Below are 25682 nucleotides of genomic sequence, written 5' to 3' on the forward strand. Positions count from 1 at the left end.
TTTTGTGTCACGTCACGGGAGCGGACAGAGACTCGCGGTGACGACGGCTCGCTCGTCGCTCCCGTTCCGGAGGCCGTGTGCCTGGCCGCGCTCGTTCAACACGACGCCGGGTGCCCGGACCTGCGATTCCTCGTCGTCCTGTATCACGACCACGGTACCCTCGACGACGTGGAAGACGTTCGTCGACTCGGCGTGTTCGTGTGGCTCCACCGTGGCTCCCGGCCCGAGCGCGAAGGCCTTCACCAGTACGTCGTCGGTCACCGCGAGTTCACCGTCCACGACGTCGCCGGCCCCGGGCCGGGCGTCGAACTCCGAGAGTCGGTCGAGTGACATACGTCCACCCTCGGCCGGCACCGAGATAGCCCTTTGGACGGATTCGACCACGAGCGCCCCACGAACCGCCGGTGTGCTGTGTGCGGGCCACAGCCGCGATTCCGAATTTGATATCGCGATATGTAGTTTATCAGTACTGGTTCGAGCGGCGCTATCGTGGCCACTCGGCCCCAGATCACCAGAAATTCCCGAGATCGAGACTCAGTCGAGGTACGGCGACAGCGAGTTGAACGCCGCCTCGGCCACCGCCTCGGCGACGCCCTCGACGTCGACGTCACCCACGATGGCCGGATACTTCCGCTCGAAGTAGCTCACGATGTTGTCCACGTCACGGGTCAACAGTTCGCGCGCGTTCTCGTGGTCGGTCGGCACCGCCTGGGGCCAATCGAAGACGACGACCCCCTGGTTCGTGACGAAGACGTTGTACTCGCTCATGTCCGCGTGGACGAACCCCTCGCGGTAGGCCGACTGCATCTCCGCTAAGACGAGCTCCAGGACGGGGACGACCTGGCCGTCGGTGAGGCCGGTCCGTGAGAGCTCGACACCGTCGACTTTCTCCATGACGATCGCGTGACGGTTCGAGTCGATGGGCTGGGGGACCGAGACGTCGGGGTACAGCGTCTCGAGTGCCTCGTACTCCCGTTCTGCGGCCTTCCGGGCCGTGTACTGCCAGGAGACGTGGTCCCGGTCGGCCGTGTAGTCACGTTCGCGCATCACCTCCCGGAAGTTGGTGTAGCCCTCCCGGTGGAACTTCAGGGCCAGGGGTTTGTACGACGTGACTTCGTAGACGTCGCTCTCCTTGCCCACCCCCAGGGGTGCACCCATGCCCTCGATGGTATCTCGCTCGACGAACGTGTGGAGCGCGAGCGCGTCGTAGCCCTCGAAGGTGAGTTTGAACCCCTCGTACTGGATGGTCTTTCGCTCGACGAGCCCCCGGTCCTCACAGCGGTCCAGTCTGTAGTCGACGTTCTCTTCGGTCAGGCCGGAGAAGTCGGTGAGTTTCCCCCGGTCGACGAACTCCGAGAACCGCATCCCCTGCTCGACGCCCGAGAGCAGGTGGAAGTCCTCGGCCTCCAGTTCGGCCATCACGGAAGCGACGTTCTGGACCATTAGCGTGCCGTAGTCGCCCGACTCGTAAAAGCGCGACGCGTTTGCCGGGAAGCCAGCGATAAATGCATATCCGCTATATAAAATCTGCATTCGGCAGGGGTCGCCTCAGTCGCGGGGAATCGCGGTACAGAGGGGGCTAGAGTCCCTCGAACTCCGCGATCGCCTCGCGCCAGTGGTCGGGTATCGGTCGCGGTGCCTCCGCCGCCCGGTCGTAGGTGACCACCGTCGTCTCGCCGGTGGCTGCGACGGCGCCCTCGTCGCGCAGTTCGTACTCGAGAGTGAAGCTCGTCTCGCCCAGGCGGGTCACCCTGACCGCGACGGCGACGCTGTCGGTCATCGTTATCGACCGTTCGTAGTCGATCTGGAGGTTGGCGATGACGATGCCGGTCCCCTCCCCGTCGCCGCCGGTGAGGGTCTCGCTGTCCTCGCGGCCGACCACCGACTCGAGGTAGTCGATGCGGGCCTCCTCGAAGTACGTCCCGTAGGTGACGTTGTTGACGTGACCGTAACTGTCTACGTCCCGGTACCGCACCGCGACGTCCGTGATGAAGTCGAAGCTCACGCCAGCAGTTCCGCGTGCTTCTCCTCGAGCTTTTCGAGTTTCGGCGGGATGGTCATCCGGCAGTACGCCTGGGTTGGGTTCTTCTCGAAGTAGTCCTGGTGGTACTCCTCGGCCGGGTAGAACGCCTCCAGGGGTTCGACCTCGGTGACGATGTCGTCGTCGTAGCCAGGCTGGATGTCCTCGATGAACGCCTCGGTGGTCTCGCGCTGGGTCGCGTCGTGGTAGAAGATGGCCGACCGGTACTGGGTCCCGACGTCGTTGCCCTGGCGGTTCAGCGTCGTCGGGTTGTGGGTCGTGAAGAACGCGGCCAGCAGCTCCTCGTAGCTCACCACGTCGGGGTCGTAGGTGATCTGGACGCACTCGGCGTGGCCGGTCTCCTCGCGACACACCGCCTCGTAGCTGGGGTTCGCGACGTGACCGCCGCTGTAGCCCGAGACCACGTCCGTGACGCCCTCGATCTGCTTGAACACGGACTCGGTACACCAGAAGCAGCCCCCGGCGAACGTCGCTTGTTCTGTCATCTCACGTCGGTAGGTGCGCGAGAGGGAAAACAGCCTCGGCGGCGCGCGTCGGGGTCACCGGTCCACGTCGCCCATGATGGGGTCGAGGCTGCCGAGGGTGGCGACGAGGTCGGCGACGTACTCCCCGCGGGCCATCTCGGGGAGCACGTGGACGTGCGAAAACGACGGGCCGCGAATCTTGAAGCGGGCGGGCGTCTCGGTGCCGTCGGTGCGGACGTAGATGCCCAGCTCCCCCTTGGCGGACTCGACGGCACGGTAGATCTCGCGGTCGGGATCGGGCCGGATCGTCCGCGGGACGTTGGCCTGTATCTCGCGGTCGGCCTCGGGCCACTCCTCCAGCAGGTCCACGCACTGTTCGATGATCTTCGCGGACTCCTCGACCTCCCGGAGGCGGACGAGCAGGCGCGAGAAGTTGTCGCCCTCGTCCTCGGTGACGACCGACCAGTCGAGTTCGTCGTAGTAGCCGTAGGGGTCGTCGCGCCGGAGGTCGTAGTCGATGCCCGACCCGCGTGCGACGGGCCCGGTACAGCCGTACGCTCGGGCCGTCTCGGCCGGAAGGTGGCCGGTGTCGACCGTGCGCACCTGGAGGACCTCGTTCCCGGTGAGCATCGTGTGGTACTCCTCGAGTTTCCTCGGCAGGTCATCGAGGAATGCGCGGATGTTCTCGAAGAATGCCTCGCGGGGTTCCGGGAGGTCCCACGCGACCCCGCCCAGCCGGAAGTAGTTGAACATGAGCCGCTGCCCGGTGAGGTCCTCGAGGACGTCCTGGACGAGCTCGCGGTCCCGGACGCCCCACTGGAAGACGGGCGTGAACTCGCCGACGACGTCCAGCGCGTAGGTCGCGACCGCGAGCAGGTGCCCGAGGATGCGCGAGAACTCGCCACACATCGTCCGGATGACCTGTGCGTACTCCGGAACCTCGATGCCCACGAGGGATTCGGCGGTCCGGGCGTACGCCCACTCGTTCAGCAGGCCGGCGCCGCTCCAGTCCCAGCGGTCGGGATAGGGCATTATCTGGTGGCGGTAGGTCTTGGACTGGCACATCTGTTCCTCGCAGCGGTGGATGTACCCGATGTCGGGGGCCACGTCGGCGACCGTCTCCCCGTCGAGCGACACCTCCAGGTGGAGGACACCGTGGGTGGAGGGGTGGTGTGGTCCCACGTTCAGGTGCAGCGTCTCCGGGCCCTCGCGCCGGTCCTCGAAGACGCGCTCGTGCTCGCGGTAGGTGACGATCTGTGGCTGGTCCTGGTTGTAGTCCTTCGAGAGGGGATGGCCCTGCCAGGTCTCGGGCAGGAGGATGCGCCGGAGGTCGGGGTGACCCTCGTACTCGATGCCGACGAGGTCGTAGGCTTCCCGTTCGTGCCACGCCGCCGTCGGGTAGACGGGGGCGCCCGACTCGCTCGTCGGGTCGTCTTTCGTCGTGGGGACGACCACCGACAGCTCCGTCGTGGGGTCGTCGTAGCGCCGCAGATGGTAGATTGACTCGTAGCGGTCGTCGTACTCCTGTGCGGTGACGGCGGCACAGTGGTCGAGGCCGGACTCGGCTTTCAGCGTCGACAGCACCGTCTGGACCTCGTCGGCGCGGACGACGACGGCGGGCGCGTGCTCGTGGTCGTCGGTCGCGACGACGTGCTCGCGGACGGGGTCGACCAGCGGCGACGCCTCGACAGCGTCGGCACGGACTGTCTGTGACATCTCGTGGGGACCGATTCGCGACGCCGGCCCCTCGGTCTGGTGCCCCACAGGCGAGGCTTCTTTATCAGGGGGGTCGAACGGCCGCCGTGAAGTACGTCAGTCTCTCGCTCGCGATGGACGCCGACGGCCGCCATCCGATGCACCAGTTCGTCGTCGAACACGAGGGCTACGAGGCGAGCTACCTCCTGCGCGGCAACGAGGTCGGCGAGGACGTCCAGACGCTGCTCTTCCACGTCGACGGCTTCCCGCCCGACCCCTACCGGGCGGCCCTGGAGCGGACCGACTCGGTCGTGGAGTACGCCATCTCGACGTGCCCCGACGAGACGTTCTACCTCTATGTCAGGGACCGTCCCTCGGAGACGGACCGGGACCTCGTCGACGCGCTCTTGCAGGTCGGCCTCGTGCCCGTCTCGCCCGTCGCCTACCGGGCCGACGGCACGGTCGAACTCACCCTGGTAGGGCCCGGGGAGACGGTCCAGCGCGCCCTCGAATCCTTGCCGGCGTGGGTCACGGTCGACGTCCGGGAGGTGGGCACGTACGCGAGTCGACGGCTGGACACGGCCGCGACGCTGACCGACCGGCAGTTCGCCGCCGTCTCGGCGGCCGTCGAGTGTGGCTACTACGACGACCCCCGACGCGGGAGCACGGAGGCGGTGGCGACGGCGCTTGACTGTGCGCCCAGCACCGCCGCCGAACATCTCCGGAAGGCAGAGGCCCGCGTCATGGAACGGCTCGTCGACACCGGCACCCGGCAGCCCTAGCCCGCAACCCATATCGGCCCGACCGACCTACACCCGTCGATGACCGACCTCTCGGCCCTGGAGTGGCGCGTCGTCGGCGAGGAGCGCCACCCGGGTCCGCTGACGATGGCCCTCGAGGAGGTGGCCGCCGAGACCGTCGCCGACGGCGGCCCCGCTACGGTCCGCGTGTACACCTGGCCAGACGCGCTCTCGCTGGGGTACAACCAGACCCCCGAGACGATAGACTGGGAGTACTGCGAGCGCGAGGGCATCGGCGTCACGCGACGACCGACCGGCGGCGGCGCCATCTACCACGATTCGGTCGGTGACGTCTCCTACGGCATCGTCGCGCCGGCCGACGCCGTCCCCGGAAACCTCATGGACTGCTACGAGCTGTTCTGTAAGCCGGTGCTGGACGCGTTCGCGCGGATGGGCGTCGACGCGGCCTTCGTCGAGCGCGAACGCGAGGCTATCTACCACCCGGCCTGTTACCTCCGGGCGCTCCACCCGGCTCACGACGTCGTCGGCCCCGACGGCCGGAAGGTCAGCGGTAACGCCCAGTACCGCCAGCGCGAGGCCGTCGTCCAGCATGGCTCGCTCTCGTTCTCGCTGCGACCCGAGCGCCACTGTGGCTGTTTCGCCGGCAAACCGGACCCGGGCGCGTTCCGGGAGCGCGTCGGCGCCATCGACGAGTACGTCGACCGCTCCCGCGACGAGGCCGTCGAGACGCTCCAGGAGACGCTGACCGAGTGGTGTGGTGCCCACGAGGGAACCTGGACCGACGCGGAACTGGAGCGCGCCCGTGCTCTCACCGCCGAGAAGTACGCCGCGGACGAGTGGGTGCGGCGGGCGCCCTGACCGCCGACTCCGGAACCTCTTTTGCCGACCGAATCTGACCCCGGAGCATGGTACGAGTCGGCGCACACACCTCCATCGCTGGCGGCGCGTTCAACGCCGTCGAAGAGCAGGTCGAGTACGGTGGCAACTGCGGGCAGATATTCTCGCACTCCCCCCAGGTCTGGCAGGACCCGAACATCGAGGACGGCGAGGCCGAGCGGTTCCGCTCGCTCTCCGAGGACCACGGGGTCGGCCCGTGGGTCATCCACTCGTCGTACCTCGTGAACCTCTGTACGCCCAAAGACGACCTCCGCGAGAAGTCCGTCGACTCCATGCAAAAGGAGGTCGACGCCGCGGCCACGCTGGGCATCGAGTACGTCAACGTCCACCTGGGCGCCCACACAGGTGCGGGCGTCGACGGCGGCCTCTCGAACGCCGCCAGCGCGCTGGACGAACTCGACGTGCCCGACGGCGTCACTGTGCTCGTGGAATCGGACGCCGGCAGCGGGACGAAGCTCGGCGGCGACTTCGAGCACCTCGCGACGGTCCGCGAGCGGACCGATCTCGACATCGAGTTCTGCCTGGACACCGCCCACGCCTTCGCGGCCGGGTACGACCTCTCGACGCCCGAGGCGGTCGAGGAGACGCTGGCGACGTTCGACGACGTCGTCGGGTTCGACGACCTCGCCTGCGTCCACCTCAACGACTCGAAGCACGCCTGCGGGACGAACAAGGACGAACATGCCCACGTGGGAAAAGGAGAGATCGGCGACGACGGCATGCGCGCGTTCGTCAACCACGACGCCATCAGGGACCTGCCGCTGGTGCTCGAGACGCCCACGGAAGACGGGAAGAGCTACCCGTGGAACATCCAGCGGGTCCGGGAACTGCGCGACCAGTAGCCGCTGACCGCTGCACTTTTGCCCGCGACCCGACTGCCTGTGAGTGTGCGACGGTTCTCCGCCGACTACCTCGAGACGACGCGGACGGGGATGTGGGCCGACTCCCGTGAGGCGCTGGCCGACCTGCGCCTGGCCGACTGCGAGCGGGTGCTGGACGTCGGCTGTGGCACCGGCGAGCTCACGCGGGTGCTGCGCGAGGAGACCGGCGGGACTGTCGTCGGCCTCGATGCCGACGTGCGACTCCTCGTCGACGTGGGTGATCCGGTCGTCCGCGGCGACGCGACGCGGCTCCCAGTCGCCGACGACGCCGTCGACCTGGTCGTCTGCCAGGCGCTGCTCATCAACCTGCCCGACCCCGTGGCGGCCGTCGAGGAGTTCGCCCGCGTCGGGCGCGACCGGGTGGCGGCCATCGAACCGAACAACGCCGCCGTCACCGTCGAATCGACCGTCGAGCGCGAACCCGTCCTGGCCCGCCGGGCCCGCGAGTACTTCCTCGACGGGGTCGGGACCGACGTGACCCTGGGGGCGGACACGGCCGACGTCTTCGAGGCCGCGGGGCTGGAGGTGGTCTCGACGCGACGCTACGACCAGCGCCGTGCCGTGGAACCGCCCTACGACGAGTCGGCGGTGCGGGCCGCCCGGCGCAAGGCCACCGGGGAGGGACTGGCGGCCGACCGCGAGACCATCCTGGAGGGCAAGACGACGCCGGCGGAGTACGACGCGCTGCGCGAACAGTGGCGCGAGATGGGGCGGGACGTCGTCGCCCAGATGCAGGCCGGCGAGTACGAGCGCCGGGAGACCACACCCTTCTTCGTCACCGTCGGTCGGGTGCCGTAGCCGACTCGCCCCGGGCCGGGGCGACGGCACCACCCAGCCGGTAGAGCCCCACGTCGAGCAGGCCGAACGCGAGCCCCAGGAGCGCGCCGACCGGCGCGGCCAGGACGACGCCGAAGGTCGTTATCAGCGCGGCCGACAGCGGTTCGAGCGAGGTGGTGACCACGCGCGGGACGACCGCGGCGACCACGACCCCAAGCAGAAACGCGACGCCAGTTGCGGCCCCCGCGGCGACTCCCCGGAGCGCGAGCGCCCGCAACCGTGCCTCGGCGAGCGACGCCTCCGCGAGCACCCACTGGACGGCGAGGCTCACGAGCACCCAGAGGTACGCGAAGACGGCGACGCCGAGTACAGTGTTCAGCCCACCCAGCAGGTCGCCGAGGGCGCCGCTGGCGTGGGCGATGAGGACGGCGAGCAACACGAACAGCGTCACGTCGACCGTCGCGAGCGCCCACGCGGTCAGCGTCCAGTCGTCGCCGGGCACCCACTCAGCCATGTGCCAGCACCTCCGCGAGGACGACGACGAGGACGAGCGCGACGGTCGTCGCCCCGTACAGCCGTCCGACGACGCGGTTCCGCGTTGGGCGTGCCGAGGAGGTGCCGGTGACGTGAACGACCGAGAGCGTCCGGACGGCAGAGCCGACGACGACGGCGAGGACGAGGACCAGCTTCACCAGGAAGGTCCGGCCCCAGGCGGTCGCCGGTCCGGGGGCGCCGAGGGCGCCGAGGTTCCCGACGCCGGTGACGACGAGGACGCCCAGGGCGGCCCAGAACGACCACTCGTAGCGGCGCGCGAGGGACAGATCGGTGACCGCCTCGGTCCGGTAGCCGTACCACACCGCGAGCGTCCCGCCGACCAGCACCGCCATCGTGAGGACGTGGAGGGTCCGTATCGCGAGGGACAGGGGGGCCATGACCCGGCACTACGCACGCCGGCCCAAAAGTGTCGGCCTACACGACGTCGCCCCGGACCGTCGCCCCCTCCTGGCGCTCGCGGGAGGCGCGGACGGCGTCGGCGGCCTCGCTGGCTTCCTCGGCCTCCATCCCGAGCATCTCCAGCGCACCCGAGAGCGTCGGCAGGACGAACGCACCGTCGCGCAACTTCTGGAAGGCCTCGGGAGAGCGTTGCCCGCCGTCGGACTCGTCCGACGAGGCTCGCCGCGCGCTGCTCGGCTCACCGTCCACCCACAGACACGCGCCCCGCGGGTCCAGAATCTGCTCGTAGTCCTCGCGGGCCATCGCGCCCTTCAGCCGCTGGGTGACGTTGTCGTCGAAGGAGGCGTTACACACCTCCAGGTGGACGGGTTCGTCGTCGGGGAGCAGGTGGGCGGCCAGGCACTTCTCCGGGGCGGCGTGGCCGTTCGCGTTCGCCCGCAGGTACTCGGGGAACTCGTCGGCCCACTCGGCCCGGACCGTCTTGCCGACGCCCGCGACCCCGTGGCTCGCCTCGAACTCCTCGGCGCGCTCGGGGTCGTCCCGGAACAGGATGTCCTTGGTGACGTAGACGTCCAGGCGCTCGACGGGGTCTAAGCCCAGCGCCACGTCGCCGTACACCCACACCTCGCGCACCGGGACCGGCATCGTCTCTTCCTCGACGGTCGCCACGATCTCCTCGACGCGCTCGACGGCCGCCGCGCGGTCCATGCTCATCGACGGTCAGTAGCGGTCCCGCGGGCAAAACGCTGACTCTCCGGCGCGGTGTATTTTTCCCGGCCGCGGCGCAACTGTCAGCATGAACGTCCGGGTGTACGACGACGGCGCCGACGATGACTGTCTGCTCGTGCTCGGGTGGGGGAACCGCTGTCGTCACGAGAACGTCCGGTGGCTCGTCGACCGGGTGGCCGAGCGCTACCGGGTCCACGCCGTCGAGCTGCCGACGCACATCACCGACGTCCGACGCCAGTGGGTCGCTCCCCTCGAGCGGTACCTCGCCGACGCGGACCTGGACGGCGTGCCCGTCCTGGCCCACAGCGCCGGCGGGCTGACGGCTGCGCACCTCGAGAGCGAGGTCGTCACGAACCGCGTCTATCTGAGTCCCTGGTGGGGCGCCGACCCCCCGCTCCCGGAACCGGTCCTGCGGGTCATCGCGCGCCTGCCCATCACCCGACCGATACTCCCGGTCGGCGACCTCGGCTCGTCCGACTCCATCGGCGACCTCGCGACAGAGGCCCAGCTGCAGGACGGCCCGCGAGCGTACTCGCCGGCGTTCGTCCGGACCGTCGCGCGGGCCCACGCGACGCTGCCGCCGGCCCGCGAGAACGAGGTCGCGTTCTGTACCCTCACCGACGAGATCGTCGACCCGAGAGCCGTCGGCGAGCGCCTGCCCGCCGCCCGCGTCCGACTGTACGACGGCGGGCACGAGCTGTTCTCCTCCAGCGCCCGGACCGACCACATCGACGACGTCCTCGCGGCCCTCGCGTCCGGCCCGGCGGCCCTCTGACGGCGGCCGTGCCGAGACGAAACCCTCACCCCCCTCGACGCGCAATCTCCCGGCAATGGACTGTGACAAGTGCGGCGAGAGCGCCGCGATGCACGCCCCCTACTCGGGCCTGCACCTCTGTGAGGGGCACCTCTGTCGCGCCGTCGAGAAGCGAGTGCGTCGGCGCATCCGCGAGGACGGCCTGGTCCCCGACGACGCCACGCCCGACGATCCCGAGACGTGGGTCATCGGGCTCTCGGGGGGCAAGGACAGCGTCGTCCTCACCGAGATCCTCCACGATGTCTTCGAGGTGGATCCGCGCATCGAACTCGTCGCGCTCTCGATACACGAGGGCATCGAGGGCTACCGCGATACGAGCCTCGAGGCCTGTGAAGAACTGACCGACGACCTGGGCATCCGCCACGAGGTCGTCTCCTACAGCGAGGAGTTCGGCGTCGAGATGGACGACGTCGTCGAGGACGACCCCGAGAACATGGCCGCCTGCGCGTACTGTGGCGTCTTCCGCCGCGACCTGCTGTCGCGGTACGCCGAGGAACTCGACGCGGACAAACTCCTGACCGGGCACAACCTGGACGACGAGGCCGAGACGGCGCTGATGAACTTCCTCGAGGGCGACGTGACCCAGATGGCCCAGCACTTCGACGCCTCGCTGGGCCCGTTCGAGGCCGGCGGCGACGCGCCGACCGAGCGCGCCCGCGAGACCCAGGACCACCACGTCCCGCGGGTCAAACCCCTCCGGGACGTCCCCGAGAAGGAGGTCGCCCTCTACGCGCGCTTCCGGGGCCTGCCCGCCCACATAACCGAGTGTCCCCACGCCGACGAGGCCTACCGCGGCGAGATCCAGTCGCTGATGCTCGACCTGGAACAGAACCACCCCGGCACCCGTCACTCCATCATGGCGGGCTACGAGAAACTCGCCGCGCTCGCTGCGGACGCCTACGGCGGTGCCGATGCCGACGTCGACTTCGGCGACTGCGACCGCTGCGGTGCGCCCACCGCCCGAGACCTGTGTCGGAAGTGCAACCTGCTCGAGGCGCTCGACGCGGCGTGAGCCGTTGTCCGACAGGCCGTCGACATCGTCACACAGCGACCGCTCGGCGGTGAATCGAACGCAGAAGACGGCAGACGACTCCCGACCGCGGGGCGTCGTTACTTGTTCGTCCGGATGACGTCGAGGCCGTTGTTCTTCTCGACGGGGTCCTGCCCGCCGTCCGTCTCGCTGTAGCCCGTGTTGCGCCCGCCGTTCGAGCGCCCGGCGCTGCCACCGTTGAACGACTCGACGTTCTCGGAGGCGTCGAAGGAGGCGTCGTCACCGACCTCCTGGATCGCCTCACGGGACTTGTTGGCCTGCTTCTGGGTCGTCGGGCCCAGTACCTGCGCGGACTGGACGCCGGTCATGATGGCCATGACGCGGACCTTGCCCTTGTACTCCTCCTGGATGCGCGCGCCCCAGATGACGTTGGCGTTGGCCTCGAGTCGCTCGGTGATGTTCTGGGCGATGCCCTCGGCCTCCTTCAGCGTGAGGTCCGGGCCGCCGGTGATGTGGACCAGGCCACCCGACGCGCCGCGGTAGTCGACGTCCAGCAGCGGGTGGTTCATCGCGTCCTTGACCACCTCCTGGGTCTTGTTCTTGTCCTGGGTCTCGCCGACCAGCATCACCGCGACGCCGCCCTGGTTCATGATCGAGGTCATGTCGGCGTAGTCTAAGTTGATGAGGCTCGGCTGGGTGATGGTCTCCGAGATACCCTTGACCGTCTCGGCGATGATCTGGTCCATCACCGAGAAGGCCTTGCCGATGGGCAGGTTCGGGACGTAGTCGAGCAGGCGGTTGTTGTCCAGCACGATGATGGAGTCGGCCTCGTTGCGCAGCTTCTCCAGGCCCTCCTCGGCTTTGACCGTCCGTGCGCGCTCGACGTTGAACGGCGTCGACACCATGCCGACGACGATGGCGCCCTGCTCCTTGGCGATCTTCGAGACCACGGGGGCCGCGCCGGTCCCGGTCCCGCCACCCATGCCGGCGGTGACGAACACGAGGTCAGCGTCGCCCAGCACTTCCTTGATAGTCCCCTGTGCCATCTCGGTGGCGCGCTCACCCATCGAGGGGTCGCCGCCGGCACCGAGTCCGTTGGTCAGGGACTTGCCGACCAGAATCTTCGTGTCGGCCTCGACCATCTTGAGGTGCTGTTTGTCCGTGTTGATGGCGACGGTATCCGCGCCTTCGACGCCGATGTTGTAGAGCCGGTTGACCGTGTTGTTCCCGGCTCCACCACACCCGACGATGACGATGCGCGGGTCACCGAACCCGTCGACGTCCTCGTCGGACAGCTGCTTTTGCTCCTGCTCGTCGCGTTCGAGGGCCTCGTTGACGATGTCCTGCATCGTTACACCCTCGCCCAGGTCCGCTTGCGTTTCTCGGAGGATTGCTCGGAGCTCTCCTGCTCGGCGAGCATCTCCCGGACTGCCGAACGGATGGCCTCACTCCGGTTGGGGTACTCCCCCGTCTCGACCATCTGTTCGACCTCTTCGATCTGCTGTTTCGGAATCCGTAGTGTCACACGCTCCATATTTTTTGTTCCCTTTGGGTAAGACGGTCCGACCGGGCCGATTCTCGCCCCGCCCATTCGTTTACACAGCGAATCCGCCCGACTGCGGGGGTCACACCCCCACGACGTCCGCTGTGTAAGACAGCCGTCTTACGCAGACGAAACAACAGACCATTATATATTAAAACTTACGGTGAGTGTCATACACGCACCCGGGAACGCAGTCTTACGCTCTGTGTGTCGTGTAAACGCCGTAATCAGGTCTGGTCGAGCACGTCCGCAGCGGGTGTTCGGCGACCACAGCTCGGGCAAAAGCCCCAGTCCGACCGGAGCTCGTCGCCGCAGTCACAGAACACGCGTCGGGACGCCTTCTCACCGCAATTCGGGCAGTATACGTGCGACGACGCGACTTCCTCGCCACACTGGGCGCACGTTTTACGCGCCGTCGGTTCCGCGCGGTCCCGCGCCTCGGGTTCTGTCTTACGGGCCTCCTCGTCGTGTGATACACCCGCCGCAGGCCCGTTAGACACGTCCGACTCCGGTGTAGCCGATTCGGCCGTATTCACTGCCGAGTCGCCCGCTACCTTGATGTTTACGTTGACGTCCTGGGGTTCGCGGCGCGGGATGGCGTCGTCCAGGCGCTCGGCGATGATGCGGTCGACGCGATCGGCGATGAGTTCGTCGATGGACTCGGTGTCCGTCACCGACCCCTGGGGGCCCTCACGTTTTCCGCTCGCGTCCTCCTGCTCCCCGAGGTACGCTCTGAGCGCCTCACGCATGACCTCGCTCTTCGAGGCGTCGTACTCCTCGAGCTGCGAGATGAGGGCGTCGTCGGCCCGGAACGTGATCTTGCTCATCCGACTCGTCAGACACGATGTCGGCCGACTATTTTAATCTTCCCGCGATGTCTGACGTACGTCTGCCAAAACGGTTGGATACTTGACTAGTACGGGTGACCTCGGCGCCGCCCGAGGCGAACGCCACACGCGCGATGTCGCGGGTGTGGACCATCGCCGCGAGTCGTTCAGAACCCGCCGTGGTATCGTCCGCCGCACGTCTACCGAATAACAATCCTTAAGTCCGGACGGCGGGCTACCTTCGAGTGTCGACCGCCCTTAGCTCAGACTGGTAGAGCAGTCGACTGTAGATCGACTTGCCCCCCGTTCAAATCGGGGAGGGCGGACTTCTCCTGCGAACAACGTGAACAGTGAGTAGTCTATCTCGAGCCGATTTGACCACGAGAGTCGCAGCGCCGAGCGGAGAGAGGCAACCGTCTTTCATCTGTTCGAATCGGGGAGGGCGGATACTTCCGATGGCGCCAGGTGCTCGGTGCGGGCCGCCGTCGAGCACCTCCCGCTCACGGAAACATCCCTGCCTCGCTCGTTCAGTCAGGGATAGTAGTACTCGACGGTATTCCACGTCCAGGACCCGTCTGCTTCCGGTCCGTGAACGTACCCGTTGTCAGAAAGCTGCTGAACGTCGCCCACGTATCGTCCCATCGCCGTATCGGCGGGATACCAGATACGGTTGTCGCCAGCATCGTAGTAGAACGTGTCGTATCCGTACCCATATGATGAGTAGTAGTCGGTGAGTGAACCGGCGATATCGGCGGTCTCGCCGTTTGCTGAATCAGCGAGATAGACCTCCGGGAGGAGGTGCCAGTCGCCGTTGACGGATTGGCACCGAGCGAGCCTCGTGGTCGCTCCGATGGCTTCACACAGCGAAGCGACCAGGACGGCCTGGCAATCACAATCTCCCGCCCCCGTCTCCAGCGTCTCACTCGGCGGCGCAACGTAGTTGCTGGATGACGGGTCCGGGACGTAGGTGATATTCTCGTTGACGTACCTGTGTAGCTCTGCGACCTGGTGATAGTGGAACGTGCCCCCACTGGCCGACGGCTGGTCGCTGACGATATCGGCCGCCGTCGTCCGGACTGCCATCGCGTCGACTTTCTCCGCGAGATTCATAGCAAAATTAACTGTGTGGGGTGCTGCTATTAGTAATTGCGTCCGATGGAACGTCCGACCCTGGTGTCGTCTCGCCGCCGACCGGGGACGACTCCGAACAGCGCGAGCATCGCTGCACCCGGGCCGCCCGCGGGAATCGTGGGTCATGCGAGACTGCCGCATGGTCGTCCGACCGTCGACTCGCCACCGGGACGGCTTCACGCCGATGTCTGTCGGCGACGCATGAACGTCCGACGTTCTCCGGAACTGACCTGACGGGCCCTCTCTCCCACGCTGTCCGACGGCCGGTCCCCACCGTGTGGGGGCCCGCAGGTCGCACCTCGCCGAGCGGCCGAACGGGACTTCCGCTCGTCGGCGCGAAAACCGCACGACGGCGGGGGGTGAAATGACGTGAACTATCCACCCGATTTTTACCGGTGTCTGCCGTACGTACGACGTGGTCGTCGATGGGACTATTTGACAAGGACAAACGTGGATCCCACCTCGGGGCAGACACGCGGGGACCGTACATCTGTCTGAACTGCGAGGAGTCGTTCGAAGTACTCTACCACTCGTGTCCGGTCTGTGGCGCGTACGACGTCCGCCGGGCCAAATGGGTCGAATAACCCCTCGACGTCCACTGGCACGTCCACACTCTCACGCTATCGGGCGTTCGCCCCATTTTTCGACTGGCCGCATCGGTTAGACACAAGTGCATCGCGCCGCTTTGCTCTGTATGGACAGACGACCACTCGGTTCGACTGGCATCGACGTGACGGAGGTCGGCTTCGGCACCTGGAACATGGGTGGCGACTGGGGCGACGTCGACGAGGAAGCGGGGCGCGAGGCCGTTCGGACGGCCCTCGACGCCGGCATCGACTTCGTCGACACCGCAGACGTCTACGGCGACGGATTCAGCGAGCAGCGCATCGGCGAGGTGCTGGACGAACGCGGCGTGCGCGACGAGGTGACCGTCGCGACGAAGGCCGGCCGTCGTCTGGACCCCCACACCGCCGACCGGTACGACTACGAGCACCTCTCGGCGTTCGTCGACCGCTCGCGGGAGTACCTGGGGACCGAGACGCTGGACCTCCTCCAGTTGCACTGCCCGCCCAGCGACGCGTACTACCAGCCAGCGACGTTCGACGCGCTCGCCCGACTGGCCGACGAGGGGACGGTCGCTCACTACGGCGTCAGCGTCGAGCGCGTCGAGCAGGCGCTGAAGGCCATCGAGTACCCCGGCGTCGAGACGGTCCAGATCATCTTCAACATGTTCCGACAGCGACCCGCGGAGCTGTTCTTCGAGGAGGCCCGGCGTCGCGACGTCGGCGTCATCGTCCGCGTGCCGCTGGCCTCCGGCCTGCTCACGGGCGAGCTCTCCCGGGACACGTCCTTCCCAGAGAGCGACCACCGCAACTACAACATCGAGGGCGAAGCCTTCGACCGCGGCGAGACCTTCGCGGGCCTCCCGGTCGAGGCCGGCTTCGACGCCGTCGACGACCTCCGCGAGCACGTGCCCGAGGAGATGACGATGGCCCAGATGGCGCTGCGGTGGATTCTCGACCACGACGCCGTCTCGACGGTCATCCCCGGGTCGACGACGCCGGCACACATCGAGGCCAACGCGGCCGCCAGCGAACTGCCGCCCCTGTCCCACCAGACACACGGCGCGGTGCGCGACATCTACGAGGAACACGTCTACGACGCCGTCCACTATCGCTGGTGAGTGCTGGACCTACTCGTTTACGTACTGTTACTGGGCTCGACTGTGTGACTCGAAGTAATGTCAACAGGATGGATTTTATCGACGAAATATATTCTGCATTCCCCCAATTTGGATAAGAGTTCTGACTGTTTTCGCGAACCGAAATATACTATTTCTGGTAGATTGTCTGACGCCTCATATCAGGGATAGATAATGAAATCTCTGTCGGTCGTGCCCCAGTGGTGAACTTTACTCGGCCGACCACACCGTTGAAGTACGCTTGCAGGGTTCACACGGACGTGGCAGTCTCGTTCGACCTCTTCGGGACGCTCGTCGACGCCGACCGGCCGGCGGCCCCCTGGCACGCCGTCGCGGACGCCCTCGCCGAACGCGACCTTCGCGTCCCCGACGACTGGGAGGCCGCGTACCGCAGCGCCCACCGGGAGTACGACCGGGGCCGGGAGGCACCGCTCGACGAGCACGTCCGCCTCGCGCTGGCGAGTCGGGGCGTCGACGTCACCGAAGCCGGCGCGCGCGAGGCGGTCCTCGCGGCGTTCGACACACCAGTCGCGGTGCGCGACGGCGCCCGACCCGCGCTGCGCGCCGCCGCGGCCCGCGGGCCCGTGGGCATCTGTTCGAACTGCAGCGTCCCCGGCCTCGTCGAGCGGACGCTCGAACGCGCCGCGCTGGCCGACGCCGTCCCCGACGGGTTCGGCGCCGTCGTGACCAGCGTCGACTGCGGGTGGCGCAAGCCCCACCCGGAGATGTTCGCGGCGACGGCCCGGGGGCTGGGCGTCCCCCTCGCGGACTTGGTCCACGTCGGCGACGACGCGCGCACCGACGGTGGCGCCGGACGAGTCGGGGCGCAGGCGGTCCTCCTCGAGAACGTGGCGCTCCCGACTATCGCCCAGCAACTCCGGGAGGGATCGCTGTGCTGACGGCGCTCGCCGTCCTCGTGGCGGCGACGCTCGAGGTGGTCGTCGGCGAACCGCCGACCCGGTTCCACCCGGTGGCGTGGCTCGGGACCGCGGTCGGGATGGTGGACCGGGAGTGGCGACGGCCCCTGCTCGTCGGGGCCGCGGCCGCGCTCGTGTTGCCCCTCGCCGTCGCCATCGTCGTCGCGCTCCTCGTCGCGGCCGCCGCGGCGGTGTCGCTGCTCGGCGGCGTGCTCATTGCGGGCACCGTCCTCTTCCTGACGACGAGTCTCCGGATGCTCGTCTCGGTGGCCTGGCGGGTCGTCGGCGACGCCGAGCACGATCTCGAGGTCGCCCGCGAGGGCCTGCTCGCGCTCGCGGGGCGGGACGCGCGGTCGCTCGCTGCGGGCCACGTCAGGAGCGCGGCGGTCGAGAGCGCCGCCGAGAACCTCGCCGACGGCCTGGTCGCCTCGCTCGGCGCGTTCGTCCTCGCGGGCGCGCTCGCACCGCTGGTCGGCTTCCAGGCGCTGCCCGTCGCGGCGGGCGCGGCCGCGTGGGTGAAGGCCGTCAACACGATGGACTCGATGCTCGGCTACCGCGAGAAGCGCGTCGGCACGCCCGCCGCACGCCTCGACGACGCCGTGATGTGGCTCCCCGCCCGCGTGAGCGCGCTCGCGCTCGCCTCGGCATTCGCGGACCCGCTGGCCCTCGTCCGGGCCAGGGCGTGGCTCGACCGCGTCCCGTCGCCGAACTCCGGGTGGCCGATGGGCGTCGCCGCCGCTGCACTCGACGCCCGGCTCGAGAAACCCGACGTGTACGTACTCAACGACGGCGCGACCCTGCCCGACCTCGAGACCGCCCGCCGTGCCGTCCGACGCGTCGGCCTCGCCGGCCTCCTCTCGTACCTCGCCGCGGGGGTGATCGCGTGGTTCTGACCGCCGTCCGCGGGGCGCTGGGTTTCCTCTCGCGGCTCCCCGTCGGCCACAGCGAGTCGGCGTGGGACGCGTTCACTGCGACGCCCGCGGCCTTCCCGCTGGCGGGGTACGTCGTCGGCGGCCTCGTCGCGCTCCCGCTGCTGGCGGCGGGCGTCCTGCCCGCGCCCGTCGTCGCCGCCGGCTATCTCGCGGCCGTCGTGCTCGTGACCGGCGTCAACCACTTCGACGGCCTCGCCGACCTGGGCGACGCCGCCGTCGTCCACGGGAACCCCGCGGAGCGCCGCGAGGTGATGCGCGACACCACCGTCGGCGTCGGGGCCGTCCTCGCGCTCGGGTCGGTCCTCGTCGCCCTCGCGCTCGGCGCACTCGCGGTAGCCGCCCTCTCGCCGCTCGTCGCCGCCGCGCTCGTCCTCGCCAGCGAGGTGGGCGCGAAACTGGCGATGGCTACGCTCGCCTGTCTCGGCAGGCCGAGTCACGACGGGTTCGGGGCGACGGTCCTGGCGGGCGCACGTCCCCGCGATCTCCTGGCGCCCGTGGCCGTCACGCTCCCCGTCGCCGTCCTGGTCGTGCCCGCGACGGCCGCCGCCGTCCTCGCCGGTCTCGTCGTCGGCGCCGGTCTGACACGCTGGGCCGCCCGGACACTCGACGGCGTCGGCGGGGACGTCTTCGGCGCGGGGAACGAACTCGCCCGCGTCGTCGCGCTCCACGCCGCCGTGGCCGCCTGGACGCTCTCGGACTGGGGGGTGGTCGCGTGGACGCCCTGGTGATGTGCGGGGGCCGCGGGACCCGCCTGGCGGCCCCGGTCGAGAAACCCCTGTTCGAGGTGGGCGGCGTGCCGATGGTCGACCGCGTGCTGGGCGCACTCGACGCCAGCAGCGTCGACGCGGTGTACGCCGCCACGTCGCCCGCGACGCCCGAGACGCGCGCTCACGTCGACGTCCCGACCGTCGAGACGCCCGGCGAGGGGTACGTCGACGACCTGTCGTCGGCGCTGGCCGACGACCGCCTCTCGACGCCGGTGCTCACCGTCGCCGCGGACCTGCCGCTGCTGGACGGCGAGATACTCGACCGGGTCCTCGACGCACACGACGGCGGCTCGACGACCGTCCTGGTCCCCGCCGCCCTGAAACGCGACCTGGGGGGCAGCGACGACACGACCTACGAGCGAGGCGGCCGCGAGGCGGCACCGACGGGCGTGAACGTCGTCGGCGACGCGGGCGACGACGCGTGGTGGACAGACGACGTCCGACTTGCAATCAACGTCAACACGCGGCGGGACGCGCGAGTGGCCGCGCACCTGCTCGCGTCGCGAAACCTTCTCTAGGTCCCTGGCCCTACGACCGGCCAATGGACCCAGACACGGTCGAGCGGCTGCGGGCGAGTGGGGACGACGCCATCGGTCCCGACGGCCGCGTGCCCCACGGCAGCGACGACGACCCGCAGGTGCTCGACTTCAGCGCGAACACGAACCCGCGGCTCCCGCCCGGCGTCGAAACCGTCTACCGCGAGGCGTTCGACGCCGCCCGCTCGTACCCGGCCGACGACTACTCGGCGTTCCGGGCGGCGGCCGCCGAGTTCGTCGGCTGTTCCCCCGAACAGGTGGTGCCGACCGCTGGCGGTCTGGAGGCGATCCGACTGGCCATCCAGACGACGGTCCGGGCCGGCGAGTCGGTGCTCGTCCCGGAGCCGAGCTTCGGGGAGTACGCCCGCGAGGTGGGACTCCAGGGCGCCGAGCCGTCGTTCGTCGCTCACGACGCGGTGCTGGACGCCGACCCAGAACCCCACGGGCTGGTCGTCGTCTGCAACCCGAACAACCCGACCGGGGAGACCTACGACCCGGCCTCGCTCGGGGCGTTCGCCGGCCGCTGTCGCGACGCGGGGACGACGCTGCTGGTCGACGAGGCGTTCCTGGGCTTCACTGACGACCCGTCGCTGGCCGGCCGCGAGGGTGTGGTGGTCGCGCGCTCGCTGACGAAACTGTTCGGCCTGCCGGGCGTCAGGATGGGCTATGCCGTCGCGACGGGCGACGCGCTCGACCGGTTGACGACCGCGCGGCGCGCGTGGTCGATGAGCGCCCCCGCGGCCGCCGTCGGTGCCCACTGCTACCGGCAGGACGCCTTCGTCGCGGCGACGCGGGAGCGCGTCGCCCGCGAACGCGAGCGGATGGTCGAGCGACTGGCCACGCGCTTCGACGTCCATCCGTCGGACGCTCCCTTCCTCCTCCTCGAGGTGGCCGACGCGTCCGTCGACGCACTCCTCGCGAGCGCACGCGAGCAGGGACTCGCCCTGCGGAACGCCCGGACGTTCCGCGGCCTGGACAGCCACGTCCGCGTCGCGGTCAGGACCTCAGCGGAGAACGACCGCCTGCTGGAGGCCCTGGATGTTTGAGGTCGACCGGCACACCGGGTTAGCCAGGATGGCCCACGACGGGGCTCGCTGGCTCTCGACGTCGTGGGACGGCGGCTACCGGCGCGCCGACGCCGTCTACAACCTCACCGTCCCCGAGGGGTTCGAGCGGACGGACCTCGATGCCTACCGCGAACAGCGACTCGCCGACGCGGGCTTTCCCCCCGGCCCGGCGCTCTTGACCGGCGTCGACGTGGCGAACGCCCGGTGTGCCCGGAGCGGCCCGGTGACCGTGCTCGCGACAGCCGGCGTTTCGAACCCGGCGGTGCTGCCGATGGGTGGGGACGACGCCGAGCCAGGGGCCGCCGCCGACCCGGCGCCCGACGACGGCGTCGAGGGCGGGCGACCCGGCACGGTCAACCTCCTCGTCGGCACACGTCGCGCTCTCGACGACGGCGCGCTCGCGACGCTCCTGGCGACGGCCGTCGAGGCGAAGGCCGCGACCCTGCTGGACGTCGCCGGCGTCCCGGGGACGACCTCCGACGCCGCGCTCGTGGGCTGTGTCCCCGACGCGGCACCCGCCGAGTTCGCCGGGAGTGCGACGGAGGTGGGGGCGGCGACACGTGCGTGTGTCCGGGACGCCGTCCGGGCGAGTCTGGCCGCTCGCTACGACGACGGCCCCCCGACGCCCGCGGGGGCCCCTTACGGCGTCGTCACCGACCGCCAGACGGATGTGTTCCAGCCCTGAAAGCGGGGGTATGAGCGACGACCAGACTGACCCCGCCCGAAACGCGGCCGGCCCGACGGCCGAACCGATCACGCCCGGCGCGCCCGCGGACTTCGGCCTCGTCCAGGTGTGGTGGGGGGACGGGAAGGGAAAGACCACCGCGGCCCTGGGGATGGCGACCCGCGCCGTCGGCCACGGCTACCGCGTCCACCTGTTGCAGTTCATGAAAGGCGGGACGGGCACCGTCGAGGACGTCCGCGGTGAGTACAACGCCATCGCGGCGCTCCGTGGCTTCTCCTACGAGAACGCCGGCCACTACGGCTGGCACGGCTTCCTGGACGGCAGCGACGACGACGAACACGCGGCCCGCGCGAAGGCCGCGCTTGACCGCGCTCGCGAGATACTCGCGGGCAGCGCCGCGGCCGACCTCTCGACCCCCCTGCAGGCCGACGCCCCCCCCGAGGCGGGCGTCAACATGCTCGTCGTCGACGAGATCCTGTACGCCGCCAACCGCGGCCTGGTCGACCCGGCGGACGTCGTCGACCTCGTCGAGTCGAAACCCGAGGACCTGGAACTGGTGTTGACCGGCGGCCACGAGGAACCCGACTACGTCGTCGAGCACGCCGACCTGGTCACGGAGGTACGCAAGCAGCAACACCCGCTCGACGCGGGCCACGCCGCCCGCAAGGGCACCGAGTACTGACTACGACTCGCGGAGTCCGTCCAGCAGGTCCCGGGCCGACTCGAGGTGCTCGTCGGCTTCCTCGTCGCCCGTCGTCTCGACGTTCGACAGCAGGTGGTCGAGCTGGTCGAGGCGTTTCGCTCTCGCGTCCGCGTCGAGGTCGCTCTCGGCGAGGTCCGTCGCGATAGCCTCGGCCTCGCCCAGCCAGCGGGCGGCCGACCGCTCGACCGGCCGTTCGCCCGTCGTTTGGATGTGCTCCGCCAGCCTATCGAGTCGGTCCCCGGTCATCACTCGCCGTTCGGTCCGCGACCCCGTAGGCGATTCGGTCCTCGAGGCAGCGCCGACTGCACTGCGCGGCTAACCGGGAGTCTCAAGCGGGCCCGGTCCGAAGCACCGGCGACCCGAATGACGACCGTCCTCGTCGCCGGAACTGCGTCCCACGTGGGCAAGAGTACGATCGCGGCCGGGCTCTGTCGCCTCCTGTCGAACCGCGGCCACGACGTGGCCCCGTTCAAGGCCCAGAACATGAGTAACAACGCCCGAGCGACCCCGGGCGGGGAGATCGGCGTCTCACAGTACGTCCAGGCCCGGGCGGCACGCGTCTCGCCGACGACCGACCATAACCCAGTCTTGCTCAAACCCCGCGGCGACGGCGAGTCCCAGCTGGTCGTCGACGGCGACGCCGTAGCCGACGTATCGGCGGGCGCCTACTACGAGGACCACTGGGACGCCGCACTGGAGGCGGCCGAGGCCGCCCACGGCCGACTCGAGCGAGCCCACGACGTCGTCGTGGCCGAGGGGGCCGGCTCCGTCGCCGAGATCAACCTCCACGACCGCGACCTCGCGAACGTCGAGACGGCCCGGTTCGCCGACGCCGAGGTGCTGCTGGTGGCCGACATCGAGCGCGGCGGCGTCTTCGCGTCCATCGTCGGGACGTTCGAACTCGTCCCCGAGTCCCTCAGGGACCGCATCGCCGGCGTCGTGATAACGAAGTTCCGCGGCGACCGCTCGCTGCTCGGGCCCGGCATCGAGGCCGTCGAGGAGCGTACCGGTGTGCCGGTGCTCGGCGTCGTCCCCTACGAGGACCCCGGTCTCCCCGAGGAAGACAGCGTCTCGCTCCCGCCGGTCGGTACGCGCGCGGTTCGTGGAGACGACGACGGCGTCCCCGGGGACCGGAGCGTCACCGTCGCCGTCCCGCGCCTCCCGCGCATCTCGAACTTCACGGACCTCGAACCGCTCGTCCGCGAACCCGGCGTCCGGGTCGCCTACGTTCCGCCGGGCGACTCGCTTGCGGACGCCGACGCCGTCGTCCTGCCCGGGAGCAAGAACACCGTCGACGACCTGCTGGCGCTCAGAGAGGCGGGGTTCGACGAGCGACTCGCCGCCTTCGAGGGGCCGGTGGTCGGCCTCTGTGGCGGCTACCAGATGCTCGGGGAGTCGCTGGCAAATGCTGCCCTCGAAGGTACTACCGACCAGGAGCGCGTCGACGGCGTCGGCCTGCTCCCCGTCGAGACGAGGTTCTCCGAGACAAAGACGGTCGAGCACGTCACGCGGCAGATACGCGGCGTCGGCCCGCTCGAGGGCGCCGAAGGCCGCGTGGAGGGCTACGAGATACACACGGGCGAGTCGACGCTGACCGGCGACGTGACGCGCCCCTTCGCGGCCGAGGGGGCCGCCACCGACGACGTGCTCGGTACCTACCTCCACGATCTCTTCGAGAACGATCTGGCGAAACGTGCCTTCGTGAGAAATACGTTCGGAGCCGCCGGTATCGACCCGCCGCAGGGGGGCGACGCCGAGCAGCCAAATCCCTACGAACGCGCCGCACGGCTGGTCGCCGACCACGTGGACCTCGGGCCACTCGGGTTCGAGTGAGGTTTTTTCGGATCGGATTTCCGCGAAGTTTATGTGCGATGGGGCGGGGACGCACGCACATGGTCGAAGTCTTCGCCGTCGCCAGCGGGAAAGGGGGGACGGGCAAGACGACGAGCGCCGTCGCGCTGGGGATGGCGCTGTCGGACCGCTACGACGTGACCGTCGTCGACGCCGACACCGGCATGGCGAACCTGCTCTTTCACGCCGGCCTGTCGTCGGCCGAGACGACGCTGCACGACGTGCTGGCCGACGACGCGCCCGTCTTCGACGCCGCCTACGATCGCTTCGGGATGACGGTGGTCCCCTGCGGGACGAGTCTGGAGGGGTTCCGCGACGCCGATCCGACGCGACTGCGGGAGGTCGTCGCGACGCTCGCGGCCGACACCGAGGTCATCCTGCTGGACTCGCCCCCGGCGCTGGACAGTCGCGCCGCCGTCCTCCCGGTAGTGATGGCAGACCGGACCGTGATCGTCCTCCAGCCGACGATACCGGCAATCTCCGACGGCCTCAAGGTCCAGGAGTACGCCGCCTCCTACGACACCGACGTTGCCGGTCTCCTGTTCAACAAGGTCAGGGACGAGGAACCCATCGACCGGGTCGCCGAGAAGACCGAGCGGTACTTCGACGGACCGACGCTGGCGGCGGTCCCGGAGGCCGAGGCCGCACGCGAGGCCCGGCGGGCGGGTCGGCCGTTGCTCGCCCACGCACCCGAGTCGGCGGCGGCCGCGGCCTACCGGCGAGCGGCGGACGCGCTGACGATAGCGAACGGCCGGCCGGGAGACGTCGCCGACCGCTTCCGGAGCGCGGTCATCCCCCACCCACCATGAGGCTCCCCACCGGTCGCCTCTGCAAGTCGCGCGTCGTCGCGGACCCGCGGGAACCGCTCGCAGACGTGCTCGACCGCGAGCTGACGGGCTACGCGGTCTTCGAGTCCCAGGACGCGCTCTTGCTCGACGCCGAGGGGCGCGGCGTCATCACCTTCGAGGACGGCGTGCCGGTCGTCGCCTACCACACCGGGACGGACCGCGGCGGGCCGCCGGCGCTGGCCGACCTGGCGGTTCCCGGCCCCTACCACGTCTCGCTGTACGAACTGCCGGCGACCGAGCTGGCGACCGTCCACGACGCGACGGACCTCCAGGTGCCACCGGGGATGCCTGCCGAGCGACTGGCCGGCGACCCCGCGCTGGCCGAGAGCACGCGCCGGGCCGGCCCGGACCGGTCGTCGGACGAGGAGTCCGCGGGGTCTGAGACGCCACGCGACCCCGGCGACGCGAGCGCCGTCGAGGCGTTCCTCGAGGACACGGAGAAGATCTCGGCCATCAAGGAGCAGGCGCGCGCCGAGGCCCGGGAGCGGGCCGAGGAGTGGGACCTGTAGCGTCGCGGACCCTACTTTCTCATGTCCCGCCGCCGCGTCCCTGGGCGGCGGCGTAACTCGTCCCGAGCACAGACGCGAGGCGGAGGGTGGTCGCCGCGAGGACCAGTCGGAGCCACAGGGCGTCGCCGGACGTCACGCGACGTGAGGTTTCTACCGGGATCCTTTCTTCCCAACTGTGTACGACGGCGTGAACGACGGCAAAACTCTCTCGCGGGCGGGAAATCCAGATTTCAGCTCGTCCGGACCGGAATCCACCAGACCCGCGAGCGCCCCCCGACCTTCTTGCTGGTGACGTCCGTCTCCGCGGCCAGGCTGTGCAGCTTGTTCAGTGCGGTCCGGCGCGAACAGCCCAGCCGGTCGGCGACCTCGGAAGCCGTCAGTGGCTCCGCGTAGTCGTTCCGGTCTCTGAACACCTCGATGACGTCGGATTCGGTGTACTGGACCTCCCGTCCGGGTGGTGACATGTGAGAAATCACGATGGCCTGGTACTTATACTGTCGGTCGTCCGTGGGGACCGCCCCGACGTCCCGCGGTTTACAGATCGACGGGGCGAGTAGCCCCACGAGAACTGGTCGTCCCGTAGACGATGATATCCCAACGCGGCAATCCTCGCGCTTCAGCGCGGGAAGGATATCATGCGACGGGTGTGTTACAGGGGTT

At 69.2% G+C, this 25682-nt stretch carries 32 protein-coding genes and 1 tRNA gene; 19 read left to right on the plus strand and 14 right to left on the minus strand.

The genetic code is table 11. The features are described 5' to 3' along the window. Nucleotides 1–12: 12 nt before the first annotated feature. From P1K88_RS06030 to P1K88_RS06050, 5 genes are all read right to left on the minus strand, one after another. Nucleotides 13–333, minus strand: a complete 321-nt coding sequence (locus P1K88_RS06030; RefSeq protein ID WP_276413339.1) for a cupin domain-containing protein — start codon at nt 331–333, stop codon at nt 13–15. Nucleotides 334–534: 201 nt separating this feature from the next. After that, on the minus strand, nt 535–1443 hold the full coding sequence (locus P1K88_RS06035) for a serine/threonine-protein kinase RIO2 (protein ID WP_276413340.1): 909 nt from the start codon (nt 1441–1443) through the stop codon (nt 535–537). 136 nt (nt 1444–1579) lie between these two features. Then, nucleotides 1580–2005: an acyl-CoA thioesterase gene (locus tag P1K88_RS06040; RefSeq protein WP_276413341.1), complete on the minus strand. Its 426-nt coding sequence runs from the start codon at nt 2003–2005 to the stop codon at nt 1580–1582. Next, nucleotides 2002–2526, minus strand: coding sequence for a peptide-methionine (S)-S-oxide reductase MsrA (gene msrA, locus P1K88_RS06045; protein ID WP_276413343.1), 525 nt, complete (start codon nt 2524–2526; stop codon nt 2002–2004). The genes P1K88_RS06040 and msrA overlap by 4 nt, the downstream gene beginning before the upstream one ends. Before the next feature lie 54 nt (nt 2527–2580). Further along, nucleotides 2581–4221, minus strand: coding sequence for an NADH-quinone oxidoreductase subunit D (locus tag P1K88_RS06050; RefSeq protein ID WP_276413345.1), 1641 nt, complete (start codon nt 4219–4221; stop codon nt 2581–2583). Between the two features lie 86 nt (nt 4222–4307). Here P1K88_RS06050 and P1K88_RS06055 point away from each other — a divergent pair, with 86 nt between their 5' ends. The 4 genes from P1K88_RS06055 to P1K88_RS06070 all read left to right on the plus strand — a co-directional run bounded on the left by P1K88_RS06055 (nt 4308) and on the right by P1K88_RS06070 (nt 7537). Then, a complete protein-coding gene (locus tag P1K88_RS06055) occupies nt 4308–4982 on the plus strand; it encodes a helix-turn-helix domain-containing protein (protein ID WP_276413347.1) in 675 nt (224 codons plus the stop codon). Between the two features lie 39 nt (nt 4983–5021). Next, nucleotides 5022–5819 carry a lipoate--protein ligase family protein gene (locus P1K88_RS06060; protein WP_276413349.1) on the plus strand — a complete coding sequence of 266 codons (798 nt, stop codon included), beginning with the start codon at nt 5022–5024 and terminating at the stop codon, nt 5817–5819. 47 nt (nt 5820–5866) lie between these two features. After that, a complete protein-coding gene (locus P1K88_RS06065) occupies nt 5867–6700 on the plus strand; it encodes a deoxyribonuclease IV (protein WP_276413351.1) in 834 nt (277 codons plus the stop codon). A 90-nt stretch (nt 6701–6790) separates the two neighbouring features. After that, a complete protein-coding gene (locus P1K88_RS06070; protein ID WP_276414120.1) occupies nt 6791–7537 on the plus strand; it encodes a class I SAM-dependent methyltransferase in 747 nt (248 codons plus the stop codon). Here the strand turns inward: P1K88_RS06070 and P1K88_RS06075 are convergent. From P1K88_RS06075 to P1K88_RS06085, 3 genes are read right to left on the minus strand one after another with little or no spacing between them, the layout of a single operon-like run. Continuing rightward, nucleotides 7515–8030, minus strand: a complete 516-nt coding sequence (locus P1K88_RS06075; RefSeq protein ID WP_276413353.1) for a DUF7965 family protein — start codon at nt 8028–8030, stop codon at nt 7515–7517. The genes P1K88_RS06070 and P1K88_RS06075 overlap by 23 nt on opposite strands. Further along, nucleotides 8023–8448, minus strand: coding sequence for a CopD family protein (locus P1K88_RS06080; protein ID WP_276413355.1), 426 nt, complete (start codon nt 8446–8448; stop codon nt 8023–8025). Before P1K88_RS06080 ends, P1K88_RS06075 begins: the two co-directional genes overlap by 8 nt. A gap of 37 nt (nt 8449–8485) precedes the next feature. Beyond that, entirely contained in the window at nt 8486–9178 is a 693-nt protein-coding gene (locus P1K88_RS06085) for a DUF7095 family protein (RefSeq protein ID WP_379786751.1), read from the minus strand. An 88-nt stretch (nt 9179–9266) separates the two neighbouring features. On the opposite strand from P1K88_RS06085, the gene P1K88_RS06090 reads away from it, so the two are divergent. Together P1K88_RS06090 and ncsA are read left to right on the plus strand one after the other, a co-directional pair. Further along, the gene (locus P1K88_RS06090; RefSeq protein WP_276413358.1) at nt 9267–9974 is read left to right on the plus strand and encodes an alpha/beta fold hydrolase; all 708 of its coding nucleotides are present in this window, start codon (nt 9267–9269) and stop codon (nt 9972–9974) included. Nucleotides 9975–10029: 55 nt separating this feature from the next. Continuing rightward, nucleotides 10030–11025 (plus strand): tRNA 2-thiolation protein NcsA, encoded by a 996-nt coding sequence (gene ncsA, locus P1K88_RS06095; RefSeq protein ID WP_276413360.1) that lies wholly within the window; start codon nt 10030–10032, stop codon nt 11023–11025. A 98-nt stretch (nt 11026–11123) separates the two neighbouring features. Here ncsA and ftsZ read toward each other — a convergent pair whose 3' ends face one another. From ftsZ to P1K88_RS06110, 3 genes are all read right to left on the minus strand, one after another. Continuing rightward, nucleotides 11124–12353, minus strand: coding sequence for a cell division protein FtsZ (ftsZ, locus tag P1K88_RS06100; RefSeq protein WP_276413361.1), 1230 nt, complete (start codon nt 12351–12353; stop codon nt 11124–11126). Nucleotides 12354–12355: 2 nt separating this feature from the next. Beyond that, a complete protein-coding gene (locus P1K88_RS06105) occupies nt 12356–12538 on the minus strand; it encodes a ribbon-helix-helix domain-containing protein (RefSeq protein ID WP_276413363.1) in 183 nt (60 codons plus the stop codon). Nucleotides 12539–12774: 236 nt separating this feature from the next. Then, on the minus strand, nt 12775–13374 hold the full coding sequence (locus tag P1K88_RS06110) for a double zinc ribbon domain-containing protein (protein WP_276413364.1): 600 nt from the start codon (nt 13372–13374) through the stop codon (nt 12775–12777). Nucleotides 13375–13626: 252 nt separating this feature from the next. On the opposite strand from P1K88_RS06110, the gene P1K88_RS06115 reads away from it, so the two are divergent. Continuing rightward, nucleotides 13627–13700 (plus strand) — tRNA-Tyr (locus P1K88_RS06115). 205 nt (nt 13701–13905) lie between these two features. Here P1K88_RS06115 and P1K88_RS06120 read toward each other — a convergent pair. After that, on the minus strand, nt 13906–14484 hold the full coding sequence (locus P1K88_RS06120; protein ID WP_276413366.1) for a transglutaminase-like domain-containing protein: 579 nt from the start codon (nt 14482–14484) through the stop codon (nt 13906–13908). 446 nt (nt 14485–14930) lie between these two features. Here P1K88_RS06120 and P1K88_RS06125 point away from each other — a divergent pair, with 446 nt between their 5' ends. The 9 genes from P1K88_RS06125 (at nt 14931) to P1K88_RS06165 (ending at nt 21793) form a co-directional block, all read left to right on the plus strand. Continuing rightward, on the plus strand, nt 14931–15089 hold the full coding sequence (locus tag P1K88_RS06125) for an FmdB family zinc ribbon protein (protein WP_276413367.1): 159 nt from the start codon (nt 14931–14933) through the stop codon (nt 15087–15089). Nucleotides 15090–15199: 110 nt separating this feature from the next. After that, a complete protein-coding gene (locus tag P1K88_RS06130) occupies nt 15200–16189 on the plus strand; it encodes an aldo/keto reductase (protein WP_276413369.1) in 990 nt (329 codons plus the stop codon). Between the two features lie 278 nt (nt 16190–16467). Next, complete coding sequence (locus P1K88_RS06135) at nt 16468–17106, plus strand: HAD family hydrolase (RefSeq protein WP_276413371.1); 639 nt, start codon at nt 16468–16470, stop codon at nt 17104–17106. Beyond that, complete coding sequence (gene cbiB / locus P1K88_RS06140) at nt 17100–18017, plus strand: adenosylcobinamide-phosphate synthase CbiB (RefSeq protein WP_276413373.1); 918 nt, start codon at nt 17100–17102, stop codon at nt 18015–18017. The genes P1K88_RS06135 and cbiB overlap by 7 nt, the downstream gene beginning before the upstream one ends. After that, on the plus strand, nt 18008–18784 hold the full coding sequence (gene cobS / locus P1K88_RS06145; protein ID WP_276413375.1) for an adenosylcobinamide-GDP ribazoletransferase: 777 nt from the start codon (nt 18008–18010) through the stop codon (nt 18782–18784). Before cbiB ends, cobS begins: the two co-directional genes overlap by 10 nt. After that, nucleotides 18784–19341 carry an NTP transferase domain-containing protein gene (locus P1K88_RS06150; RefSeq protein WP_276414121.1) on the plus strand — a complete coding sequence of 186 codons (558 nt, stop codon included), beginning with the start codon at nt 18784–18786 and terminating at the stop codon, nt 19339–19341. The genes cobS and P1K88_RS06150 overlap by 1 nt, the downstream gene beginning before the upstream one ends. Nucleotides 19342–19364: 23 nt before the next feature. Continuing rightward, a complete protein-coding gene (gene cobD, locus P1K88_RS06155; RefSeq protein ID WP_276413377.1) occupies nt 19365–20405 on the plus strand; it encodes a threonine-phosphate decarboxylase CobD in 1041 nt (346 codons plus the stop codon). Continuing rightward, the gene (locus P1K88_RS06160; RefSeq protein ID WP_276413379.1) at nt 20398–21111 is read left to right on the plus strand and encodes an adenosylcobinamide amidohydrolase; all 714 of its coding nucleotides are present in this window, start codon (nt 20398–20400) and stop codon (nt 21109–21111) included. Before cobD ends, P1K88_RS06160 begins: the two co-directional genes overlap by 8 nt. 10 nt (nt 21112–21121) lie before the next feature. Beyond that, a complete protein-coding gene (locus P1K88_RS06165; RefSeq protein WP_276413380.1) occupies nt 21122–21793 on the plus strand; it encodes a cob(I)yrinic acid a,c-diamide adenosyltransferase in 672 nt (223 codons plus the stop codon). On the opposite strand, the gene P1K88_RS06170 is transcribed toward P1K88_RS06165, so the two are convergent. Then, the gene (locus P1K88_RS06170) at nt 21794–22060 is read right to left on the minus strand and encodes a DUF8152 family protein (RefSeq protein WP_276413381.1); all 267 of its coding nucleotides are present in this window, start codon (nt 22058–22060) and stop codon (nt 21794–21796) included. A 117-nt stretch (nt 22061–22177) separates the two neighbouring features. Here P1K88_RS06170 and P1K88_RS06175 point away from each other — a divergent pair, with 117 nt between their 5' ends. From P1K88_RS06175 to P1K88_RS06185, 3 genes are read left to right on the plus strand one after another with little or no spacing between them, the layout of a single operon-like run. Then, nucleotides 22178–23647, plus strand: a complete 1470-nt coding sequence (locus P1K88_RS06175) for a cobyric acid synthase (protein ID WP_276413383.1) — start codon at nt 22178–22180, stop codon at nt 23645–23647. Between the two features lie 59 nt (nt 23648–23706). Continuing rightward, a complete protein-coding gene (locus P1K88_RS06180; protein ID WP_276413385.1) occupies nt 23707–24474 on the plus strand; it encodes a nucleotide-binding protein in 768 nt (255 codons plus the stop codon). Beyond that, nucleotides 24471–25022 (plus strand): DUF8054 family protein, encoded by a 552-nt coding sequence (locus tag P1K88_RS06185; protein WP_276413386.1) that lies wholly within the window; start codon nt 24471–24473, stop codon nt 25020–25022. The genes P1K88_RS06180 and P1K88_RS06185 overlap by 4 nt, the downstream gene beginning before the upstream one ends. A 230-nt stretch (nt 25023–25252) precedes the next feature. Here P1K88_RS06185 and P1K88_RS06190 read toward each other — a convergent pair whose 3' ends face one another. After that, nucleotides 25253–25486, minus strand: coding sequence for an SgrR family transcriptional regulator (locus P1K88_RS06190; protein WP_276413388.1), 234 nt, complete (start codon nt 25484–25486; stop codon nt 25253–25255). Nucleotides 25487–25682: the final 196 nt, after the last annotated feature.

Source organism: Haloarcula halobia (assembly GCF_029338255.1).
GTDB lineage: Archaea > Halobacteriota > Halobacteria > Halobacteriales > Haloarculaceae > Haloarcula > Haloarcula halobia.

Bases quoted from the DNA above. Each gene is read 5' to 3' on its own strand.
- P1K88_RS06110 (WP_276413364.1), bottom strand. From the start codon at position 13,374: ATGAGCAAGATCACGTTCCGGGCCGACGACGCCCTCATCTCGCAGCTC.
- ncsA (WP_276413360.1), top strand. From the start codon at position 10,030: ATGGACTGTGACAAGTGCGGCGAGAGCGCCGCGATGCACGCCCCCTAC.
- ftsZ (WP_276413361.1), bottom strand. From the start codon at position 12,353: ATGCAGGACATCGTCAACGAGGCCCTCGAACGCGACGAGCAGGAGCAA.
- P1K88_RS06105 (WP_276413363.1), bottom strand. From the start codon at position 12,538: ATGGAGCGTGTGACACTACGGATTCCGAAACAGCAGATCGAAGAGGTC.
- P1K88_RS06185 (WP_276413386.1), top strand. From the start codon at position 24,471: ATGAGGCTCCCCACCGGTCGCCTCTGCAAGTCGCGCGTCGTCGCGGAC.
- P1K88_RS06120 (WP_276413366.1), bottom strand. From the start codon at position 14,484: ATGAATCTCGCGGAGAAAGTCGACGCGATGGCAGTCCGGACGACGGCG.
- P1K88_RS06150 (WP_276414121.1), top strand. From the start codon at position 18,784: ATGTGCGGGGGCCGCGGGACCCGCCTGGCGGCCCCGGTCGAGAAACCC.
- P1K88_RS06180 (WP_276413385.1), top strand. From the start codon at position 23,707: ATGGTCGAAGTCTTCGCCGTCGCCAGCGGGAAAGGGGGGACGGGCAAG.
- P1K88_RS06070 (WP_276414120.1), top strand. From the start codon at position 6,791: ATGTGGGCCGACTCCCGTGAGGCGCTGGCCGACCTGCGCCTGGCCGAC.
- P1K88_RS06080 (WP_276413355.1), bottom strand. From the start codon at position 8,448: ATGGCCCCCCTGTCCCTCGCGATACGGACCCTCCACGTCCTCACGATG.
- P1K88_RS06050 (WP_276413345.1), bottom strand. From the start codon at position 4,221: ATGTCACAGACAGTCCGTGCCGACGCTGTCGAGGCGTCGCCGCTGGTC.
- P1K88_RS06075 (WP_276413353.1), bottom strand. From the start codon at position 8,030: ATGGCTGAGTGGGTGCCCGGCGACGACTGGACGCTGACCGCGTGGGCG.
- P1K88_RS06130 (WP_276413369.1), top strand. From the start codon at position 15,200: ATGGACAGACGACCACTCGGTTCGACTGGCATCGACGTGACGGAGGTC.
- P1K88_RS06060 (WP_276413349.1), top strand. From the start codon at position 5,022: ATGACCGACCTCTCGGCCCTGGAGTGGCGCGTCGTCGGCGAGGAGCGC.
- P1K88_RS06125 (WP_276413367.1), top strand. From the start codon at position 14,931: ATGGGACTATTTGACAAGGACAAACGTGGATCCCACCTCGGGGCAGAC.
- P1K88_RS06165 (WP_276413380.1), top strand. From the start codon at position 21,122: ATGAGCGACGACCAGACTGACCCCGCCCGAAACGCGGCCGGCCCGACG.
- msrA (WP_276413343.1), bottom strand. From the start codon at position 2,526: ATGACAGAACAAGCGACGTTCGCCGGGGGCTGCTTCTGGTGTACCGAG.
- P1K88_RS06170 (WP_276413381.1), bottom strand. From the start codon at position 22,060: ATGACCGGGGACCGACTCGATAGGCTGGCGGAGCACATCCAAACGACG.
- P1K88_RS06090 (WP_276413358.1), top strand. From the start codon at position 9,267: ATGAACGTCCGGGTGTACGACGACGGCGCCGACGATGACTGTCTGCTC.
- P1K88_RS06065 (WP_276413351.1), top strand. From the start codon at position 5,867: ATGGTACGAGTCGGCGCACACACCTCCATCGCTGGCGGCGCGTTCAAC.
- P1K88_RS06085 (WP_379786751.1), bottom strand. From the start codon at position 9,178: ATGGACCGCGCGGCGGCCGTCGAGCGCGTCGAGGAGATCGTGGCGACC.
- P1K88_RS06030 (WP_276413339.1), bottom strand. From the start codon at position 333: ATGTCACTCGACCGACTCTCGGAGTTCGACGCCCGGCCCGGGGCCGGC.
- cobD (WP_276413377.1), top strand. From the start codon at position 19,365: ATGGACCCAGACACGGTCGAGCGGCTGCGGGCGAGTGGGGACGACGCC.
- P1K88_RS06175 (WP_276413383.1), top strand. From the start codon at position 22,178: ATGACGACCGTCCTCGTCGCCGGAACTGCGTCCCACGTGGGCAAGAGT.
- P1K88_RS06160 (WP_276413379.1), top strand. From the start codon at position 20,398: ATGTTTGAGGTCGACCGGCACACCGGGTTAGCCAGGATGGCCCACGAC.
- P1K88_RS06190 (WP_276413388.1), bottom strand. From the start codon at position 25,486: ATGTCACCACCCGGACGGGAGGTCCAGTACACCGAATCCGACGTCATC.
- P1K88_RS06035 (WP_276413340.1), bottom strand. From the start codon at position 1,443: ATGGTCCAGAACGTCGCTTCCGTGATGGCCGAACTGGAGGCCGAGGAC.